General features: G+C 57.0%; 12 protein-coding genes and 4 pseudogenes. 7 read left to right on the top strand and 9 right to left on the bottom strand.

Going from position 1 to position 18,613, the window contains the following annotated elements:
* Positions 1-74: 74 nt before the first annotated feature.
* Positions 75-1,508: an aminotransferase-like domain-containing protein gene (locus tag GM30_RS14460; RefSeq protein ID WP_049849180.1), complete on the bottom strand. Its 1,434-nt coding sequence runs from the start codon at positions 1,506-1,508 to the stop codon at positions 75-77.
* Positions 1,509-1,686: 178 nt separating this feature from the next.
* On the opposite strand from GM30_RS14460, the gene GM30_RS24510 reads away from it, so the two are divergent.
* Complete coding sequence (locus tag GM30_RS24510; RefSeq protein ID WP_072092036.1) at positions 1,687-1,851, top strand: DUF1127 domain-containing protein; 165 nt, start codon at positions 1,687-1,689, stop codon at positions 1,849-1,851.
* A gap of 155 nt (positions 1,852-2,006) precedes the next feature.
* On the opposite strand, the gene GM30_RS14450 is transcribed toward GM30_RS24510, so the two are convergent.
* Entirely contained in the window at positions 2,007-3,317 is a 1,311-nt protein-coding gene (locus tag GM30_RS14450) for an aminotransferase-like domain-containing protein (RefSeq protein WP_049849178.1), read from the bottom strand.
* 101 nt (positions 3,318-3,418) lie between these two features.
* Between GM30_RS14450 and GM30_RS14445 the strand changes: the two genes are divergently transcribed.
* Positions 3,419-3,898: a carboxymuconolactone decarboxylase family protein gene (locus tag GM30_RS14445; protein ID WP_049849177.1), complete on the top strand. Its 480-nt coding sequence runs from the start codon at positions 3,419-3,421 to the stop codon at positions 3,896-3,898.
* Positions 3,899-3,936: 38 nt separating this feature from the next.
* Here GM30_RS14445 and GM30_RS14440 read toward each other — a convergent pair whose 3' ends face one another.
* The 3 genes from GM30_RS14440 to ygjG all read right to left on the bottom strand — a co-directional run bounded on the left by GM30_RS14440 (position 3,937) and on the right by ygjG (position 7,619).
* Positions 3,937-4,452 (bottom strand): 4-hydroxyphenylacetate 3-monooxygenase reductase subunit, encoded by a 516-nt coding sequence (locus GM30_RS14440; RefSeq protein ID WP_049849176.1) that lies wholly within the window; start codon positions 4,450-4,452, stop codon positions 3,937-3,939.
* 15 nt (positions 4,453-4,467) lie between these two features.
* Positions 4,468-6,030 (bottom strand): 4-hydroxyphenylacetate 3-monooxygenase, oxygenase component, encoded by a 1,563-nt coding sequence (hpaB, locus tag GM30_RS14435; protein WP_049849175.1) that lies wholly within the window; start codon positions 6,028-6,030, stop codon positions 4,468-4,470.
* Between the two features lie 209 nt (positions 6,031-6,239).
* Positions 6,240-7,619: a putrescine aminotransferase gene (gene ygjG, locus GM30_RS14430; protein ID WP_192901474.1), complete on the bottom strand. Its 1,380-nt coding sequence runs from the start codon at positions 7,617-7,619 to the stop codon at positions 6,240-6,242.
* A 432-nt stretch (positions 7,620-8,051) separates the two neighbouring features.
* Here ygjG and GM30_RS14425 point away from each other — a divergent pair.
* Together GM30_RS14425 and GM30_RS14420 are read left to right on the top strand one after the other, a co-directional pair.
* Positions 8,052-9,522: pseudogene (locus tag GM30_RS14425) on the top strand (methyl-accepting chemotaxis protein).
* 327 nt (positions 9,523-9,849) lie between these two features.
* Positions 9,850-11,415, top strand: a complete 1,566-nt coding sequence (locus GM30_RS14420; protein ID WP_049849173.1) for a methyl-accepting chemotaxis protein — start codon at positions 9,850-9,852, stop codon at positions 11,413-11,415.
* On the opposite strand, the gene GM30_RS14415 is transcribed toward GM30_RS14420, so the two are convergent.
* Positions 11,407-11,949: a PadR family transcriptional regulator gene (locus GM30_RS14415; protein WP_049849172.1), complete on the bottom strand. Its 543-nt coding sequence runs from the start codon at positions 11,947-11,949 to the stop codon at positions 11,407-11,409. The genes GM30_RS14420 and GM30_RS14415 overlap by 9 nt on opposite strands.
* 237 nt (positions 11,950-12,186) lie before the next feature.
* On the opposite strand from GM30_RS14415, the gene GM30_RS14410 reads away from it, so the two are divergent.
* Positions 12,187-12,942: a siderophore-interacting protein gene (locus tag GM30_RS14410; protein ID WP_049849171.1), complete on the top strand. Its 756-nt coding sequence runs from the start codon at positions 12,187-12,189 to the stop codon at positions 12,940-12,942.
* Between the two features lie 29 nt (positions 12,943-12,971).
* Here GM30_RS14410 and GM30_RS14405 read toward each other — a convergent pair.
* The 3 pseudogenes from GM30_RS14405 to GM30_RS14390 all read right to left on the bottom strand — a co-directional run bounded on the left by GM30_RS14405 (position 12,972) and on the right by GM30_RS14390 (position 16,482).
* A pseudogene (locus tag GM30_RS14405) lies at positions 12,972-13,909 on the bottom strand (DNA repair protein).
* 112 nt (positions 13,910-14,021) lie between these two features.
* Positions 14,022-15,115: pseudogene (locus tag GM30_RS14395) on the bottom strand (trans-sulfuration enzyme family protein).
* A 9-nt stretch (positions 15,116-15,124) separates the two neighbouring features.
* Positions 15,125-16,482, bottom strand: a pseudogene (locus GM30_RS14390) (pyridoxal-phosphate dependent enzyme).
* Between the two features lie 430 nt (positions 16,483-16,912).
* Here GM30_RS14390 and GM30_RS14385 point away from each other — a divergent pair.
* Both GM30_RS14385 and GM30_RS14380 read left to right on the top strand, forming a co-directional pair.
* A complete protein-coding gene (locus GM30_RS14385) occupies positions 16,913-17,935 on the top strand; it encodes a methionine ABC transporter ATP-binding protein (RefSeq protein WP_049849168.1) in 1,023 nt (340 codons plus the stop codon).
* The gene (locus tag GM30_RS14380) at positions 17,928-18,596 is read left to right on the top strand and encodes a methionine ABC transporter permease (protein WP_049849167.1); all 669 of its coding nucleotides are present in this window, start codon (positions 17,928-17,930) and stop codon (positions 18,594-18,596) included. Before GM30_RS14385 ends, GM30_RS14380 begins: the two co-directional genes overlap by 8 nt.
* Positions 18,597-18,613 lie beyond the last annotated feature (17 nt).

Raw genomic sequence — 18,613 nt, 5'->3', positions numbered from 1 at the left:
GTTGAATAATTCAGAACATACACCAAATGGCCGCCGGTGAAAGCGACCCGTGGTGGAGTTGTGAGACGATATCCTTATCTCGCGTTATTCCATTCGATGGCGACGCGGATGGCTTCCCCGAGTTGCGCCACCACTCGCTGATGCGGTTCCGTTGGCGGCAGGGCGCAGTTCAGCCGCAGACAGTTGCGGTATTTTCCGGAAGCGGAGAACAGTGAGCCGGGGGCGATCTGAATTTTCAATCGCGCAAGCTGCTGGCCGACACAGACCATATCGACGTGCTCCGGCAGCTCGATCCACAGCAAAAATCCGCCCTGCGGACGCGTCACGCAGATGCCGCAGGGGAAATATTGCCGTACCCAGCAGGTATAGGTTTCCATGTTTTGCTGGTAGATCTGGCGCATCCGCCGCACGTGGCGGTGATAGTGANAGTGACCTTCGCGAATAAACGCCGCCACCGCCATTTGCGTGGTCGGCACGGTGGTGCCGCTGGTGGCGTATTTCATGTGCAGCACCCGGTCGCGGTAGCGGCCCGGTGCAATCCAGCCCACGCGCAGCCCCGGCGCGATGGTTTTGGTAAACGAGCTGCACAGCAGCACGCGGCCGTCGATGTCCCAGGATTTAATGGTGCGCGGGCGCGGGTAGTCGTTCGCCAGCTCGCCGTAAATATCGTCCTCGAAAATGGCAAGATCATGACGCTGGGCGAGGGCGAGGATCGCGCGTTTGCGCTCGTCGGGCATGATAAAACCCAGTGGATTGTTGCAGTTAGGCACCAGGATCACCCCTTTGATCGGCCACTGCTCCAGCGCCAGTTCCAGGGCTTCAATGCTGATCCCGGTTTGCGAATCGGTGGGAATTTCAATGGCTTTGATGTTAAAGCCGCGCAGCAGCTGCATAGTGCCGTAATAGGAGGGCGATTCCACGGCGACGATATCGCCGGGTTTGCAGACGGAAAACAGCGCAATGGACAGCGCCGCATGACAGCCCTGGGTAATGATAATGTCATCGGCGGTGGTTACTGTACCGCCATCGAGCATCAGACGGGCGATCTGTTCGCGCATGTCGCGACGACCCGCCAGCTCGTCGTAATTCAGAATGTCGTCGGTGTTGTGCTGCACGATGCGGCTCATCTCGCGCCACAGCGGTTTCAGGCTCGGCTGCGACACGTCCGGCGAACCACCGCCAAACGCGGCCATGGTCTTATCGCCACGCACGTCGAGCAGAGTGAGCACCTGCTCCCACTGGGTCACGTCCACCGGGCGCTGTACCGGGCGCGACATGGCAGGTACCGGCGGCTGCGCTTTGCGCGGGGCGATGAAATAGCCGGATCGCGGTTGTGGCGTAATGAGCTGGAGATCTTCCAGCTTCTGATAGGCCTGCTGTACGGTACTGATGCTGACGCCGTGCTCCTGGCTCAGCGCCCGCACCGAGGGCAGTTTTTCCCCGTGGCGGTACAGCCCCTGTTCAATGCGTTCGGCGAGCAGATTCGCCAGATGTTGGTAGCGCGTCATGCTGTATCCTTTTTTTAACCATACAGATGGGAAAACCAGTACAGACAGAGCAAAAAAAAGCAGGTCAGATGCTGTTTTATACCATCTGTATGTTAAAGAAAAGTGGATTCTGAATCTGTATCGTACGCTCTCATTCCATGAAGATAAGGCCCTCACTCACAGAAACGAGAGGTGCATCATGGAATTTTACGAAAACCGGCCCAGAGCGCCCTTCTTAGGGCTTTCGTTGATTGGCAAAGCGATCGCGAAATGGTGGCGGATCCATAAAACCCGCCGCGCGCTGGACAGGCTAAGCGAAGCGCAGCTAAAAGATATCGGAATTTCACGTCATGATATCAACTGAGGGCACGCCTGAGCATGACCGCATGCTCAGGCATTTTCTGACGAATAATGAAACGAGGGTCGTAACCGCCTGAAGTACTTTCCCCCTCGCGAACGTTTTTATCCCGGCGAAATATTATGTCGCCCATTCTGCTGGAGTAAATCACAACGCGCGATTCAGCGGGTCGGCTCCGCCTGCAGCAACGCCAGCGTCTGCGCTTTCGGCTGTTGCAACCTGGCGCAGGCTTCGTCATAAGAGCGAATATTGGTGTAGCCGATGATCAGCCCGTAGCGCTTGCTGGTGCCGCTGTACCAGTCGGAAAGCGTATTAACGTGCAACTGATACTGCTGCCAGCACTCAGCGATGTCCCGGTCGCAAGTACCTGTCGCCAGGAACGCCACAATATTCATACCGCCGTCGTTTTGCTCGGTATAAAACAGATCGCCGTACACCGCCTGTAAGGCGGCGATCATCCACTCGCGCCGCGTCTGGTACAGCGCGCGCATCTTTTTCAGATGGCGGAAAAAGTGGCCTTCGTTAAGGAACGCGGTGAGGATTTTTTGCATTAGCACCGGCTGGCCACTGGTGAGGATTTCTGCATTGTGAATAAACGCCGGAATAGTGNNGGTGGGCATCACCACGTAGCCGATGCGCACCGACGGCATGATGGTTTTGCTGAAGGAGCCGATAAAAATCACCCGGTCATGCTGGTCGAGACTTTTCAGCGACGGCAGCACCTTGCGGGTGTAGTGAAACTCGCCATCGTAATCATCTTCAACAATCCATGCCGCGTGTTGCGCCGCCCAGTCGAGCAATTGCTGCTTGCGTGGCAATGACAGCGTAACCGCCAGCGGGCTCTGGTGCGACGGCGTCACGATGGCGAAACGGGCGTCGTGGTGGTGGCGCAGCAGGTAGTCGGTGTCGATGCCCTGCCTGTCCACCGGCGCGGTATAGAGACGCGGAATCGTGCGTTTCAGCAGTTGCTGACCCATAAAATAACCCGGATCTTCAAACACGACTTTGTCGTTGGCGCTGGCGAGGGTGTCGAGGATCAGCCGCAGACTGCCGATGTAGNCCGGCGGTTTAAGCATCTCTTCCTGACGCATCGCCCGCACGGCCTGGCCTGACAGCAGCAGCCATTTTTTATAGGGAAAACTGTCCAGCGCGGGAAGGCCGGGGCGCAAAAAACCGGAGCGGCGACGCAGGCTGGCGGGAGATTCCTGCAAATGCCTGGCGGTCTGTTCCGTGGGCGAGGACGGTGCCGGGGAAATTTTTAAATCGGGATTAACCCGCGTGCCGCGTGCACCCTGGCTCACCAGATACCCTTCGCCAATGAGAATCGCATACGCGGTTTCCACGGTTTTGCGCGCCACCTTGAGATCTTCCGCCAGCACGCGAATGGCCGGGACTTTATCGCCGGGCTTCAGCACACCACGGGAGATGTTGTCGCGGTAGCGATGATAAATTTCCTGAAACCCCGGCTTCATGTCCTACCTCTTTTTACGCTTTTTGTACCTTTTTACTATGTCATTAGCAGCGTACATTGACCTCATCAAATTTCATCTGCCGCACAAAATGAGGAAAGTGTATGAGCACTCGTGTAAACCATTTCAAAGTCACCCCCGCGCTGGTTAAATCGCTGTCAGAACTGAGCATGGCGACGGGTAATACCTCCATCGCGCCGACCCTGAAGCACCTGATCGACATTCGCGTTTCACAACTGAACGGCTGTACGTTCTGCCTCGACATGCACACCAAAGAGGCGAAAATCGACGGCGAGCGTGAACTGCGTATTTATCACCTGTCGGCATGGCGCGAATCGCCGCTGTTCAGCGCGCGTGAAAAAGCCGCGCTCGCCTTCGCCGAAGCGCTGACGCGTATCAATGAGCATGGGGTGAGCGACGCGCTGTATCGCAGCCTGGCGGAGCATTTCTCTGAAACCGAGATCGCCGAGCTGAATTTTGTGATTGCGGTGATTAACACCTGGAACCGCCTGCAAATCACCTCCCGCGCGGTACCGGGCTCGATGGATGCGGCGTATGGGCTGAATAAAGCGAATCTGGAATGATGAGGGCGTGCCCGGCAACGCGCCGGGCACGTTTGTGGTCAGACGGCGGCTTCCAGCGCCAGCATCACCGGGTGGAAGCGGCGTTTGAAGTAGATCAGGCCATGACCTTCTTCCCCGCGTAAAATGATGTTTTTAATCTCCACCAGATAAACCAGATGGGTGCCGATGGTCTGCACCTGGCTGATTTCTCCTTCGAGACTGGCCAGCGCGCCTTTCAGCACCGGCTGCGCCAGCACCCCTTTCTGCCAGCAGGCGAGCTTAAAGCGCTCCTCCATCGCCATGCCGGTCATGCCGGCGAAATGGCGCGCCATCAGCTCCTGCTCGTGGTTCAGCACATTGACGCACAGTTTGCCGTTACCCTGAAAGACCGGGTTCATGGCGCTGTTGGCGTTAATGCACACCATCAGCGACGGCGGCGTGTCGGTCACCGAACAAACCGCCGTGGCAGTGATCCCGCAGCAGCCGGCGTCGCCCTCGGTGGTGACGATATTCACCGCCGCCGACAGGCTGGCCATCGCATCACGAAAACGCAGTCGTTGTTCATCCTGGTGCATCTCTACCTCCCGCCGCTACTTGAGCAGCTTATCCAGCATGTTGATATCGGTGTTGTTATGCAGGTGTGGCACCGTCCAGCCGTTCTGGTCGTACTCTGACAGGCAGCGGTCAACCATCGCCATCATTTTGTCCATGTTGCCGGAGCTCTGCGCCTGACGCAGACACTGCAGGCGAATTTCGTCCTGGCTACCGGAATAGTTGATTTCGTACAGTTCATGACGGCCGCCAAATTCGCTGCCGATAGCGTCCCACATCAGCTTGAGGATCTTGATGCGTTCTACGTGATCCATGCCATTCGAGCCGCGCACGTATTTCGCCAGATACTGATCGATCTGCGGATTGTTCAGATCACGGGCGCTGGACGGCAGGTAGATCAGGCCGCTGGTGACGTTACGTTCAATGATGTTTTTGATTTTCGCGTAGGCCATCGGCGCCATCACGCGGTAGGTCTGCAGCGCGGCGTGATCCGGCAGCCACGCGCCGTTCACCCACGGCGTCGCTTCGGCGCACATCGAGTCGCTCAGCGCCCAGAACATGTTGCGCCACGCCACCACTTCGCCGAGATCCGCCTGCACGCCACGGAACTCCAGGGTGCCGGTGCATTCGAGGGATTTCTTCAGCAGGGCGGTGATGAAATCGAGTTTGACCGCCAGGCGCACGCAGGCCTGCAGCGGATACATGCGGGCAAAGCCGCCTTCCATCGTCCAGCGACGGCAGCGATCAAAATCGCGGTAGATCAGCACGTTTTCCCACGGGATCAACACGTTATCCATCACCAGGATCGCATCGTTTTCGTCGAAGCGGCTGGAGAGCGGGTAGTCAAATGGCGATCCGGTGGCACCCGCTACCATTTCATAGGAGGCGCGGGAGATCAGCTTCACACCATCGGCGTCCATTGGCGCAACGAACATCAGCGCGAAATCGGGATCTTCGCCCATCACCTGCGCGGAGCCGAAACCGATCATGTTGTAGTGGGTCAGCGCCGAGTTGGTCGCCACCACTTTCGCGCCGCTGACGACGATCCCGGCGTCGGTCTCTTTCTCCAGCTTGACGTACACGTCTTTCACTTCATCGGCAGGCTTATGGCGGTCGATCGGCGGGTTGACGATGGCGTGGTTGAAATACAGGCCGGTTTCCTGAATGCGGCTGTACCAGTGACGGGCGTTCTGTTCGAACTGGCCGTAGAAGGCCGGATTAGCACCGAGCGCGCAGCCGAACGCGGCTTTGTAATCCGGCGTGCGGCCCATCCAGCCGTAACTCAGGCGTGACCATTCGGCGATGGCGTCGCGCTGCTGGCGCAGGTCGTCGGCACTTTTCGCCACGCGGAAAAATTTATGCGTGTAGCCGCCGCTGCCGGTATCGGTGTTCCAGCACAGGGTGTCCTGAAGCGACGGCGTGTGCAGCGCATCGTACAGTTGCGCCACCGAGGCGGCGGCGTTGCGGAACGCCGGGTGCGTCGTCACGTCTTTCACGCGTTCGCCGTAAATATAGATTTCACGCCCGTCCTGCAGGCTCTTCAGATACTCTTCGCCGTTTAACGGACGCTTTGCGTCAGCGCGGAATGCTTCAGGTTTCATAGAGACCTCTTCACGATGTATCGGAGTAATTGTTAATTTTATGTTTTGTTTTTGTTGTTTAATTGAAGCGTCTGAACCGGGGTTCGTGAAGAGACTTTTGGGTCAACGGCGGGTACTTTTCAGGCGAGGCGTCAGAGTGTGATCGGACGCGAAAAAAAACGGGTGGCGCCGCAGCAACCACCCGTTAGCGTTCAGTGTTGTGAGTGTCCTTACTCTTGCTCCACCGCCACACGCATGGCGGCCAGCGCTTTACGCGCCGCTTTCAGCACCTGCTCACACTGCTCGATGGTCAGCGTCAGCGGGGGTTCCACACGGATGGTTTTCGAGTTGTTGAGCGTCCCGGCGACCAGCACCCGCTGGCGGAACATCTCGCTCGCAAAGGTGTAGCCCGTTTCGTTATCGACAAACTCAATCGCCATTAACATTCCTTTGCCACGCGCCTCCTGCACCAGATCCGGGTACTCGCGTACCAGGCAACGGAAGCCGTCCAGCAGCATGTCGCCTTTCTGCTCCGCCTGCGCAGGCAGGTTTTGCTCCAGCAGCACGTTGATGGTCGCCAGCGCCGCGGCACAGGCCAGCGGGTTACCGCCAAAGGTGGTGGTGTGCAGGAACGGGTTGTCGAACAGCACCGAGAACACCTCTTCGGTGGCAACCGTGGCGCCAATTGGCATCACGCCGCCGCCCAGCGCTTTCGCCAGGCAGAGAATGTCCGGCTGCACGTTCTCATGCTCGCAGGCAAACATTTTGCCGGTGCGACCCATCCCGGTTTGCACTTCGTCCAGAATCAGCAGCGCGCCGAACTCGTCGCACAGCTTGCGAACCGCCGGCAGATAGCCCTGCGGCGGCAGGATCACGCCCCCTTCACCCTGGATTGGCTCCAGAATGACCGCCGCCACGTCGTCGCCGGTTTTTTTACACTCGCTGAGCACCGAGCGCATCGCCGAAATATCGCCAAACGGGATATGACGGAAGCCCGGCAGCAGCGGCATAAACGGCTTACGGAAGGTGGATTTCGCCGTCGCGGAGAGCGCGCCGAGCGATTTCCCGTGGAACGCGCCACTGGTTGCCACAAAGGTAAACTTACCGCGCGGTGACTGGTAGGCTTTGGCGAGCTTGATTGCCGCCTCCACCGATTCCGTGCCGCTGTTGCAGAAGAAGCTGTACTTCAGTTTACCCGGCGTCAGCGTGGCCAGCGTTTTGGCCAGCATCGCCCGTAGCGGATCGAGGAGTTCCTGACTATGAAGCGGTTGTTTTGCGAGTTGATTCTGTACGGCGGAGACCACTACTGGATTACGGTGCCCCACGTTGAAAATTCCAAAACCTCCCAGGCAGTCAATAAATTCCTGACCCTGGGTGTCGACAAGCGTATTAAGACTCCCCGCTTGCCACTCTACGGCTCCGTAATCCCCGCCGGCAGTAACAGATTTTCGGTACTCTAAAAACCCCGGATTCACATGCTCTTTGAAGTTTTCAATCACCTCTCGGTTAAGGGCTTTCATTTCCTCATGATCAAGCGTTCGCTTTTCAATGAGATTCAATGCGTGCGCAGTACAGGCCAGAGCCGATGCGCTGGAAGGTAATCTGTTCAAAATGTGCTCCAGAGGATGGCGTATCACATGATACCGATTTAAGTATTGCAGGGATTACGCCATTCCAGGGAGGGCGGCAAAAATCGGGATAAACACCAGGGAGAAACGTTGGGATACAATATTTTATCATTTCATTAACATATTGCTGGTGTTTACGGCTGAAACGGGGCGAGAGGGAAATACGCTATTTTTCATGCTATTGCATCAATTTAGTGCAAAATTTGAACTAAAACAGGGCGAATAAAATTCGGCCGGTGAAGTTGTTTCTGAATGAAATTATTCAGAATCAATAAGATGGAATGCACACCATGTTTACGGTTTAAAAGCAAATTGCGATCTACATCAAATTTAACAACTAAAGTTAAAATTTTTAGCGCCGAAATAACATTTACACAAAGTTTTATTGTCACCTAACCTGCAAAGGATGCGCTCATGTCTTCCCAGCCTTACGTCAGCCAGCGGAATACGCCGCTGGATGATGACACCACCCTCATGTCCACCACCGACCTGCAAAGTTACATCACCCACGCCAATGACACTTTTGTTCACGTCAGCGGGTACCGTCTGGAGGAACTGACGGGGCAGCCGCACAATAAGGTTCGCCACCCGGACATGCCAAAAGCGGCGTTTGCCGATATGTGGTACACCCTCCAGCAGGGGGAACCGTGGTCGGGGATCGTCAAAAACCGCTGTAAGAACGGCGACCATTACTGGGTGCGCGCCAACGCGGTGCCGATGGTGCGTAACGGCAAAACCACCGGCTATATGTCGATTCGTACCAAAGCCACCGATCAGGAGATCGCCGCCGTCGAGCCGCTGTACGCAGCGCTTAATGCCGGGCGCAGTAATAAGCGTATCCATAAAGGGCTGGTGGTGAATAAACGCTGGTGGGGAAAACTGCCTGCCATGCCGCTGCGCTGGCGGGTGCGCAGCCTGATGGCCGCGCTGTTTGTGATGATGACCGCCGCGCTGCTGTTGACCCACGCCCACTGGTCCACGCTGCTGGTCGGGATGCTGACGATGCTCGTCGGGAACCTGTTTCTGGAGTGGCACATCGTCCGTCCGGTGGAGAACGTCGCCCGTCAGGCGCTGAATGTTGCCACCGGTGAGCGCAACAGCGTCGAGCACCTGAACCGTAGCGACGAGCTTGGGCTGACGCTGCGCGCGGTCGGTCAACTGGGGCTGATGTGTCGCTGGCTGATTCATGACGTGTCAAGCCAGGTCGCCAGCGTTCATCACGGCAGCGATACCCTGGCGAAAGGCAATGACGATCTCAATACCCGCACGCGCCAGACGGTGGTTAACGTGCAGCAGACGGTCGCCACCATGAGCCAGATGGCGGCGTCGGTGCAAAGCAATTCCGAAACGGCGNGGTCAGGCGATGCAGACGGTAGTGAAAACCATGGATGAGATTGCCGACAGCACCCAGCGCATCGGCTCGATCACCAAACTGATTAATGACATCGCCTTCCAGACCAATATTCTGGCGCTGAATGCCGCAGTTGAAGCGGCACGCGCGGGCGAACAGGGGAAAGGCTTTGCGGTGGTAGCCGGTGAAGTACGCCATCTGGCGAGCCGCAGCGCCACGGCGGCCAACGATATTCGCAAGCTGATCGACGCCAGCGCCAGCAAAGTGCAGTCTGGCACTCAGCAGGTACACGCCGCCGGGCGTACGATGGACGACATCGTCGAGCAGGTGCAGAACGTCACCGAACTGATAGGGCAGATCAGCCTGTCGACCTCCGAACAGGCGGCAGGGCTGAACGATCTGACCCGCGCCGTGGCGGAGCTTGATGCCATCACCCAGAAAAACGCCGGGCTGGTTGAAGAGAGCGCAGAGGTGTCGGCGATGGTGAAGCACCGCGCCAGCCGTTTGCAGGATGCGGTTACCGTGCTGCACTGATCGCCACAATCCGCATTCACGCCGCTTATCGGTTTCCGTTAAGCGGCGTTTTTGTTTGTAATCATTCTGAAATCAGTTTGTTAATTTAATATTAAATTTAACCGAATCGTTGTGCGGATTTATTTATCGCTTTATGACGGTTTTGTTTAGCTTATATTCAATTTTCAATGAAATACGGTTGGATAACGATCGATCCTTGAATATTGATAGTTGCTGGCTATTTGCAAAACGTGCTTTTAATGAAAAACCGATCAAATTCATAAAGTTAGATGATTTTATGCCGATAGCGTTCTTCGTCGGATATATAAACCTGTCCACGGAGAAAATATGTTCTTACATAACGTGAAAATCAGCACAAAATTATTTCTGGCCTTCGGCTTCTTTATTGTTCTGCTGATCGCCAGTTCAACGCTTTCGCTGTTGAGCCTGAACCGGGCAAATAATGGAATGCAAACTATCATCACCAGCGATTATCCCACCACCGTCAAAGCAAACCTGCTGATCGACAACTTCAACGACTTCGTCAATACGCAACAGCTGATCCTGCTGGATGAAGAAGGCCGCTGGACGCAGGACAAACAGAAGGATCTGAACGCCTACAGCGCAAACGTTACCCGCCTGCTGGATGAGTTGACCAAAGGGCGACAGGACGCCAGTTCACAGCGGATCCTCGCCAGCATCCGCGCGGTGCGTCAGCAGTTCCTGGAATCTCGCTTTCGCATTTTGCAGGAGATACAAAACGGCAATCGCCAGGCGGCACTTCAGGAAATGATGACCACCACGCTGGGTATTCAGCAGGCGTATAAGCAGAAAGTGATGGAGCTTATCGACCTTGAAGATGCGCAGATGCGGGCGTCGGGCGCTCAGGTGGCGAGCAACTTCAAAACCAACCGCGCGCTACTGCTGGCGCTGGCGATTTTCAGCATTGTGGTCGGCAGCTTCTTTGGCCTGTATATCGTCCGCGCGATCACCCGTCCGCTGGACGAGGCGGTGTCGTTTGCCCGTTCGATTGCCGATGGCGATCTGACCCGCAACATTACCGCCAGCCATAAAGACGAAACAGGCGTAATGCTACAGGCGCTGATGGAGATGAAAACGCGGCTACTGACCATCGTTCAGGATGTACAGCACAGCGCGGAAAGCATCTCCAGCGCGGCGGCGCAGATTGTGGCCGGCAACCAGGATCTGGCCGCGCGCACCGAAGAGCAGGCAAGCTCGGTAGAAGAGACCGCTGCGTCTATGGAGCAGATCACCGCCACGGTGAAAAACACCGCCGGGCATACGGCAGAAGCCGCCGACCTCTCCGCCAACGCGGCGACGGTGGTCAATAACAACGGCGAGATGATGAAAAACGTGACCGGCAAAATGCGGGCGATTAACGAAACCTCCAGCCGCATGTCCGACATCATCAACCTGATTGATTCCATTGCTTTCCAGACCAACATTCTGGCGCTGAACGCGGCGGTCGAAGCGGCGCGTGCCGGGGAACACGGGCGCGGGTTTGCGGTCGTGGCAGGTGAAGTGCGTCAGCTGGCGCAGAAAAGCGCCTCGTCGGCGAGCGATATCCGCAGCCTGATAGAAAGCTCAACTCAGCAGGCACAGGAAGGGATGGCGCTGGTGGAAAAAGCGGAAGTGCTAATGCATGGCATGGTGAGCAACGTCGAAGAGATGAACGCCATTCTGCGCGAAATCGGTGAGGCCAGCCGGGAACAGACGGAAGGGATTTCGCAGGTCAACAGCGCCATCGGGCTTATCGACTCCACCACCCAACAGAACTCCTGCCTGGTGGAGGAGTCTGTTGCGGCGGCGACGTCGCTGAACGAACAGGCGCTGCATCTGCGTGAACTGGTGAAAGTGTTCCGCGTTCGCGAGGCGGCTGAGGCGTCAGTCTAGCTGCGAGATCTCCAGCGCTGCGCGGTCAATCACGCCAATCACCTGTTTTAACTGCGCGGCGCTGAGTTCCTGCTGATTCACTTTCAGATCCAGCACGGCTTTGAAATTCTCCAGCGCCCGTTTCATCTGCGGATCTTTGCGTAGCTCGTGACCAACCATTCTGGCGTTCATTCGCATCTGAATATGGCCGAGATGTTCATGATTTTCCGCCAGCCACTGCGTCCCTTCGTCGGTGATCGCGATGCGTTTGCGCCCGCCGTCTTCCACGTCAATGGTGATCAGTCCCTGATCCTGCAGCAGATCGAGGGTTGGGTAAATCACGCCCGGGCTCGGGCTGTAATGGCCCTGCGTCAGTGCTTCGATAGCTTTAATCAGTTCATAACCGTGGCTGGCGTTGCGGCTGAGGATATCGAGGATCACCATCCGCAATTCGCCGTGACCGAAAAAGCGCTGGCGTCGGCCACCGCCACCGCAGCCACCGCGCCCGCCACGCATACCGTGATGTTCATGTTCGTCGTCATGATGGTGTCGCATACTCGTTCTCCGTGGTGTTTTTGATATATCTAATTTATATCTAAAATTTTTATTTCAGCAAGCGAGAAAATAAATAAAATTTCAATATATTGATAATTAATGATTTATTTCTGTATTTAACGTTTATTGCGCTTATTTCTGGCTATATCAAAAAACAGCTTGCATTCTTTGTAGTTGCCAATCATTATCATTTAGACTCATTTTAGATATATCTGTTTCATGTTCACGAAGGCGACGATGACCACAACAACCAAAGCAAAAAAAAACCCGCAGCGCGTTCGCAATGAACTGCGTTTTCGCGAGCTGACGGTACTGCGCGTTGAGCGCGTGAGCCGCTGTTTTCAGCGTATTGTGCTCGGCGGCGAGGCGCTGGAGGGGTTTTCCTCACGCGGTTTTGACGATCACACCAAACTCTTTTTCCCTGAACCCGGCAGCACGTTTACGCCGCCAGTGGTGACCGACGAGGGCATCGTCTGGGCTGACGGTGTGCGCCCGGCGACCCGCGACTACACGCCGCTGTACGACGCTGCGCGTCACGAACTGGCTTATGATTTCTTTATTCACGACGACGGCATTGCCAGCCGTTGGGCGATGACGGCAATACCCGGCGACACGCTGACCATTGGCGGGCCGCGCGGTTCGCTGGTGGTGCCAGAGGATTATCACTGGCAGTTGTATGTTTGTGATGAATCCGGCATGCCCGCGCTGCGCCGCCGCTTGCTCGACTTACAAAAACTGCCACAGCCACCGCAGGTGAAAGCCATTGTCACCGTCGCGGAGGCGGGCTATCAGGATTATCTCGACGGTTTTGATATCGACTGGGTGGTCGGGCACAGCGAGCAGGCCGTGGCCGAAAAACTGGCGGCGGTGCAGGTGCCGGCAGAGGATTACTTTATCTGGATAACCGGGGAAGGGACGGTGACCAAATCGCTGGTCAGCCGTTTTGAAACCGACGAGATCGATCAGCAACTGCTGCGCTATCAGGNNAAATAATCCCTCTCCCGGCGGGGAGAGGGCGTTCATCACGCCACTTCGTCAAACCCGGATTCGAGGATCTGCTTCTGCAGCGTGGCAATGGTGTTCGACAGCGCTTTTTCCTGCTGGCGGAAATAGGCTTCGGGATTGGTCAGCGTGGAGACCAGCAGCCAGGATTTCTCTTTCGCCAGCGTCAGCATTTCAGTGTTCAGGCTGGCGATCTGCTGTTGAATTGACGCGACTTTGCGTTGCAACAGCGACAGATCGTTGAGCCGGTCGCTGGCGAGCATCGGCTGATGACCGTGCTGCAGACGGGCGAGCAGGCTGCGGATGGTGGTCAGATCGCCGCGCTGCCGCGCCTGGTTGAGTTGCGCCATCATGTCATTGGCCTCCGCTTTCAGGGCGTCGTCTNCCTCCCGCCACAACCGTTTCAGCTCATGGCGATCGGATTCGCTCATGTTTTCCTGACGATCGCGACGATTCTGCGCTTTTTGCTGCTGTTCGCGATAGGTTTCGTACTGCTCCCGCGCCTCATCGCGCGCCCGCCGCGCAACGATATCGTCATCGTCCAGATTCATCTCCGCTTCGCGCTTGCGCAGCGAGGCTTCCGCCAGCACTTTGCGCAGCCGCAGCACTTCGGTCATCAACGGGCCGAGGCGCGTCATGTAGAGATCGTTAAACTCATCCAGCCGGGCAATGCGGGCGTTGCGCTTGTCGATAAGATCGCGCAGGTGCTCTTCCANNGCTTGCAGGCCGCGATGCGCGGATCCTGCCAGTGCACCATCGCCCGCTGACTCTGCAGCCAGGCCATGATCGCCGCCACAGCCTCGCCGTAGCGCTTTTCCTCCAGCGCCAGCACGATATCATCAATAACGGGATCGTCCGTTTCGTTTTTCAGGTGCGGTAACTGGCTGGCGATAATGTCATCATCTTCCAGTTCAATGGCGTTTTTGATGATCTCCAGCCGCTTAATGGGTTTACTCATGAGGCGTTTGCTCAGCGTCCTGACCGTCGGGATGGGTGGCAGATTAACACTCGTGACCGGGTGTCANTGAATTTTCCCCCGCCGCAAACGGTCGTTGCGACGGGGCAGTGGTTTACGCCTGCGACAGCGCCTGTTGCAGATCCGCTTTCAGATCGTCCAGCCCTTCAATGCCGACGGAAAGACGGATGAGCTGCGGCGTGATGCCGTTTGCCAGCCGCTGTTCGAGTGGGATCGAGGCGTGGGTCATGCTGAACGGCTGGCTGACCAGGCTTTCGACGCCGCCGAGGCTTTCCGCGAGGGTAAATAGCTTCAGTTTTTTGATGATCTCCGTTGCCCGCTGTTCATCGCCTTTAATCACGATGGAGATCATGCCGCCCGGCTGCGACATCTGACGGCGCGNNGCTGCTGCCCCAGCCATTGCGCCAGCGCCAGCGCGTTGCTGCTGTGGCGCTCCATGCGCAGCGACAGGGTGCGAATGCCGCGCAGCGTCAGGAAGCTGCTGAACGGGTCGAGCACGCCGCCGACCGCGTTTTGCAGATAGCCCAGTTTTTCTGCCAGTTCCGGGTTATCGCCGACCACCGCCAGCCCGGCCACCACGTCAGAATGACCGTTGAGATATTTGGTTGCGGAATGGACCACGATATCAAACCCCTGCGCCAGCGGGCGCTGGATCACCGGCGAGGCAAAGGTGTTGTCGGCCACGCTGATAAGCTGATGACGGCGGGCGATCGCCGCGATCGCTTCCAGATCCGCCAGCTTCAGCAGCGGGTTGGTGGGCGTTTCCACCCAGATCATGCGCGTGTCCGGGCGGATCGCCGCTTCCAGCGCTGCCAGATCGTCCGGTTTTACCCAGCTCACCTGCAACCCGGCACTGCGACGACGCACGTTTTCAATCAGGCGATAGGTACCGCCGTAAACGTCATCCACCGCCACGATGTGGCTGTCTTTATCCAGCAGTTCCAGCACCGTTGAAATGCCCGCCAGCCCCGAGGCAAAGGCGTAACCGCGAGTGCCGCCTTCCAGTTCGGCAATGGCAGTTTCCAGCGCATGGCGCGTCGGGTTACCGCTGCGGGAATATTCATAACCGGTGTGCTGACCCGGCGCCGGTTGCGCGTAGGTGGAGGTCGCATAAATCGGTGGCATCACCGCGCCGTGGCTGTCGCTGAAGGTACCGCTGTGTACGCTGAGCGTATCGAGAGTTTTCATTATTTTTCCTTACTGTTCTAAACGGTTACGCCAGTGGGTTAAGACGTCGGTGCGGGTGATGAGGCCGAGAAAACGCTCGTTATCCATCACCACCGCCACCAGGCCGCGATCGAAAATCGATTTCAGGGCGCTTTCGGGGGCGCTTTTGTCGAGTTGCTCGACGTTGCGGGTCATCGCTTCACGCACCGGCAGGCTGAAGCGCTGACTGTCGCCCTGCACATGGCTGATGAGATCCCATTCGTCGACGATGCCGACCAGACGATCGTTTTCCAGCACCGGTAGCTGGGAGATGTCGTACAGGCGCATGCGCGCCAGCACGGTGGAGAGCGTGTCGTCCGGCGCGGCGGTGACCGTCGCCCCTTCATCGTGGCGCAGGGCGATAAAATCACGTAAGTCGCCATTTTCCGGGCGTGAGATCAGCCCCTGCTGGCGCATCCAGTCGTCGTTAAACATTTTCGACAGGTATTTGTTGCCGCTGTCACAGGCAAAGGTGACCACCCGTTTCGGCGAGGTCTGAGCGCGGCAATAGCGCAGCNNGTGCCGGTGGATGATCCGGCAAGAATACCTTCGACTTTCAGTAGCTCGCGGGCAGTAGTGAACGCCTCGCGATCGCTGATGCGCAGCGCTTTTTGCACGCCGTCGATCATCGCCAGCGGCGGCACAAAATCTTCGCCGATCCCTTCGACCAGCCAGGATCCCGCTTCGCCGTAATGGCCGGTTTCGACCTGATCGGCCAGGATCGAGCCTGCCGGGTCGGCCAGCACGAATTCGGTATGCGGGGAATGCCCGGCAAACCACGCCTGCAAACCGCCCAGCGTACCGCCGGAGCCGACGCCGACGACGATGGCATCAATGCGCCCGTCGAGCTGTTCGTACAGTTCCGGCGCGGTGGTGGTGCGGTGCGCCAGCGGATTGGCGTTGTTATTGAACTGGTCAATATAAAACGCGCCGGGGATCTCCTTCGACAGCCGCTGCGCGTAGTCCTGATAGTACGCCGGGTGCCCTTTGCCGACGTCGGAGCGGGTCAGCACCACCTGAACGCCCAGCGCGCGCAGATGGAAAATCTTCTCGCGGCTCATTTTGTCCGGCACCACGAGGATCAGCCTGTAGCCCTTTTGCGCGGCAATCAGCGCCAGCCCCAGCCCGGTATTGCCCGCCGTGGCTTCAACGATGGTTCCGCCAGGCTGCAGCAGCCCCTGCTTTTCCGCTTCCTGAATCATCGACAGCGCGACGCGGTCTTTGATTGACCCGCCGGGGTTCTGGTTTTCCAGCTTGAGGAACAAATCGCAGACGCCCGCGTCCAGTTTGTGCAACTGAAGCACCGGCGTATGACCGATAAGGTCGGTCACGGAATGATAAATCGTCATGCCATTTCACCCTGAGTGAAGAAAGATGGGCAGAGTGTAGGACTGCAAAAATGGCTTGCTAAAGAACCTTTCTCGGCGCTTTAGCATGAAATGGAATATGACCTGCTGTTTCGGCGGTGTGGAAGGCAGGCCGTGTAGTGGTGCAGATGGATCGACGTCTGAATGAGACGAGATTTGCGCTTTTTTTCGCCATTTTTCGCGTTGTCGGCGGCAGACTTTGCCAGTTTTCAGCTTTCCATTGCTGAACTTCGTCTAAGGGGTATTCCCCGCATTCCGGCTACTGTTATTGCTTCTGGTTATAAGAAAGTCCGATTTGTTTGTTGAAAGTTCTTCATCATTCGCTATATCGTCTGGACGTCCATACTGCTAAACCGCCATTAGCGGAAAGCACAGTAAAACCAATAACACGCAGCAGCGGATAAGCAGCCATATGATTGTTCTCAGGAATATTTCCAAAATTTTTGACCACGGAAACGCGCCAATTACTGCCGTCGATAAGGTGAATTTGTCGGTCGAACAGGGACAGATTTACGGCATCATCGGCTACAGCGGGGCGGGGAAAAGCACCCTGATCCGCCTGCTCAACGGACTGGAAAAACCGACGTCGGGCAACGTGACCGTTAACGGCCACGACATCTCTGCCGCGAAGGGCGAAGCGTTGCGCCAGGCGCGTCTTAAGATCAGCATGGTGTTCCAGCACTTCAATCTGCTGTGGTCGCGCACCGTCAGCGAAAACATCGCCTTTTCGATGCAAATCGCCGGTACGCCGAAAGCGGAAATCCGCACCCGCGTTGCCGAGCTGATTGAGCTGGTGGGGCTGACCGGGCGTGAGAATGCCTATCCGTCGCAACTGTCTGGCGGGCAAAAGCAGCGTGTGGGCATTGCCCGTGCGCTGGCGAACAGTCCGGATGTGCTGCTGTGCGACGAGGCCACGTCGGCGCTCGACCCGCAGACCACCGATCAAATCCTCGATCTGCTGCTGGATATCAACCGCCGCTTTTCGCTGACCATCGTCCTTATTACTCATGAAATGCACGTGGTGCGCAAAATCTGTGACCGCGTGGCGGTGATGGAAGACGGGCGCATTGTGGAAGAGGGTGACGTGTTAAGCGTGTTTACTCATCCGCAGCAGCCGATCACGCGCCAGTTTGTCCGTCAGGTGAGCCAGTACGCCGAAGAAGAGGCGTTCAACCAGGAGCTGGCCAGCGACCTGACCGGCCATGTCATCAAACTGACCTTTACCGGCCACAGTACGCATAAGCCGATTGTCGGCGAACTGACGCTACGCTACGGCCTGCCGTTCAACATTCTGCACGGCAAAATGAATCAGACGGCGCACGGCGTCTTCGGACAGCTGTGGGTCCATGTGAATGCAACCCAGGATCAACTCAGCAATATCCTTGCGGATCTGCAACAGAGCGGTATTGAGAGCGAGGTGATCAAACATGGGTGAACAATATTTTCCGCATCTGAAATGGGAACAGCTGTGGGCGGCGACGCAGGAGACGCTGTACATGACCGCACTTTCCGGCGTGGCAACCTTTGTGTTTGGCATCGTGCTCGGGCTGGCGCTGTTCCTGACGGCGAAAGGCGGTCTGTTCCACAATCGTACCGTCTATAGCGTGATTTCGGTGATTGTGAACGTCTTTCGTTCCATTCCGTTCATCATCCTGATCGTGCTGCTGATCCCGTTTACCAAGGCGCTGGTCGGCACCATTCTTGGCGCCAACGCCGCGCTGCCAGCGTTGATTGTCGGCGCTGCGCCATTCTACGCAAGGCTTGTCGAGATCGCCCTGCGTGAAGTGGATAAGGGCGTGATTGAAGCCACGCGCTCGATGGGCGCGCGTCTCTCAACGCTGATTTTCCGCGTGCTGTTACCGGAGTCTTCCCCCGCGCTGGTGTCCGGCATCACCGTGACGCTGATTGCTTTAGTGAGCTACAGCGCCATGGCGGGCGTCATTGGCGCGGGTGGTCTTGGAAATCTGGCTTATCTGGAAGGATTCCAGCGCAACCACAACGACGTCACGCTGGTGGCAACGGTGACCATTTTGATCATCGTGTTCATCATCCAGTTCTGCGGCGACGTGATTACTTCTCTGTTAGATAAACGCTAATTACACACAGGAACCAT

The organism is Trabulsiella odontotermitis (genome assembly GCF_001188485.1).
In the GTDB taxonomy this organism is placed as follows: domain Bacteria; phylum Pseudomonadota; class Gammaproteobacteria; order Enterobacterales; family Enterobacteriaceae; genus Trabulsiella; species Trabulsiella odontotermitis_A.
This window is presented reverse-complemented; position numbering and strand designations above follow the sequence as displayed.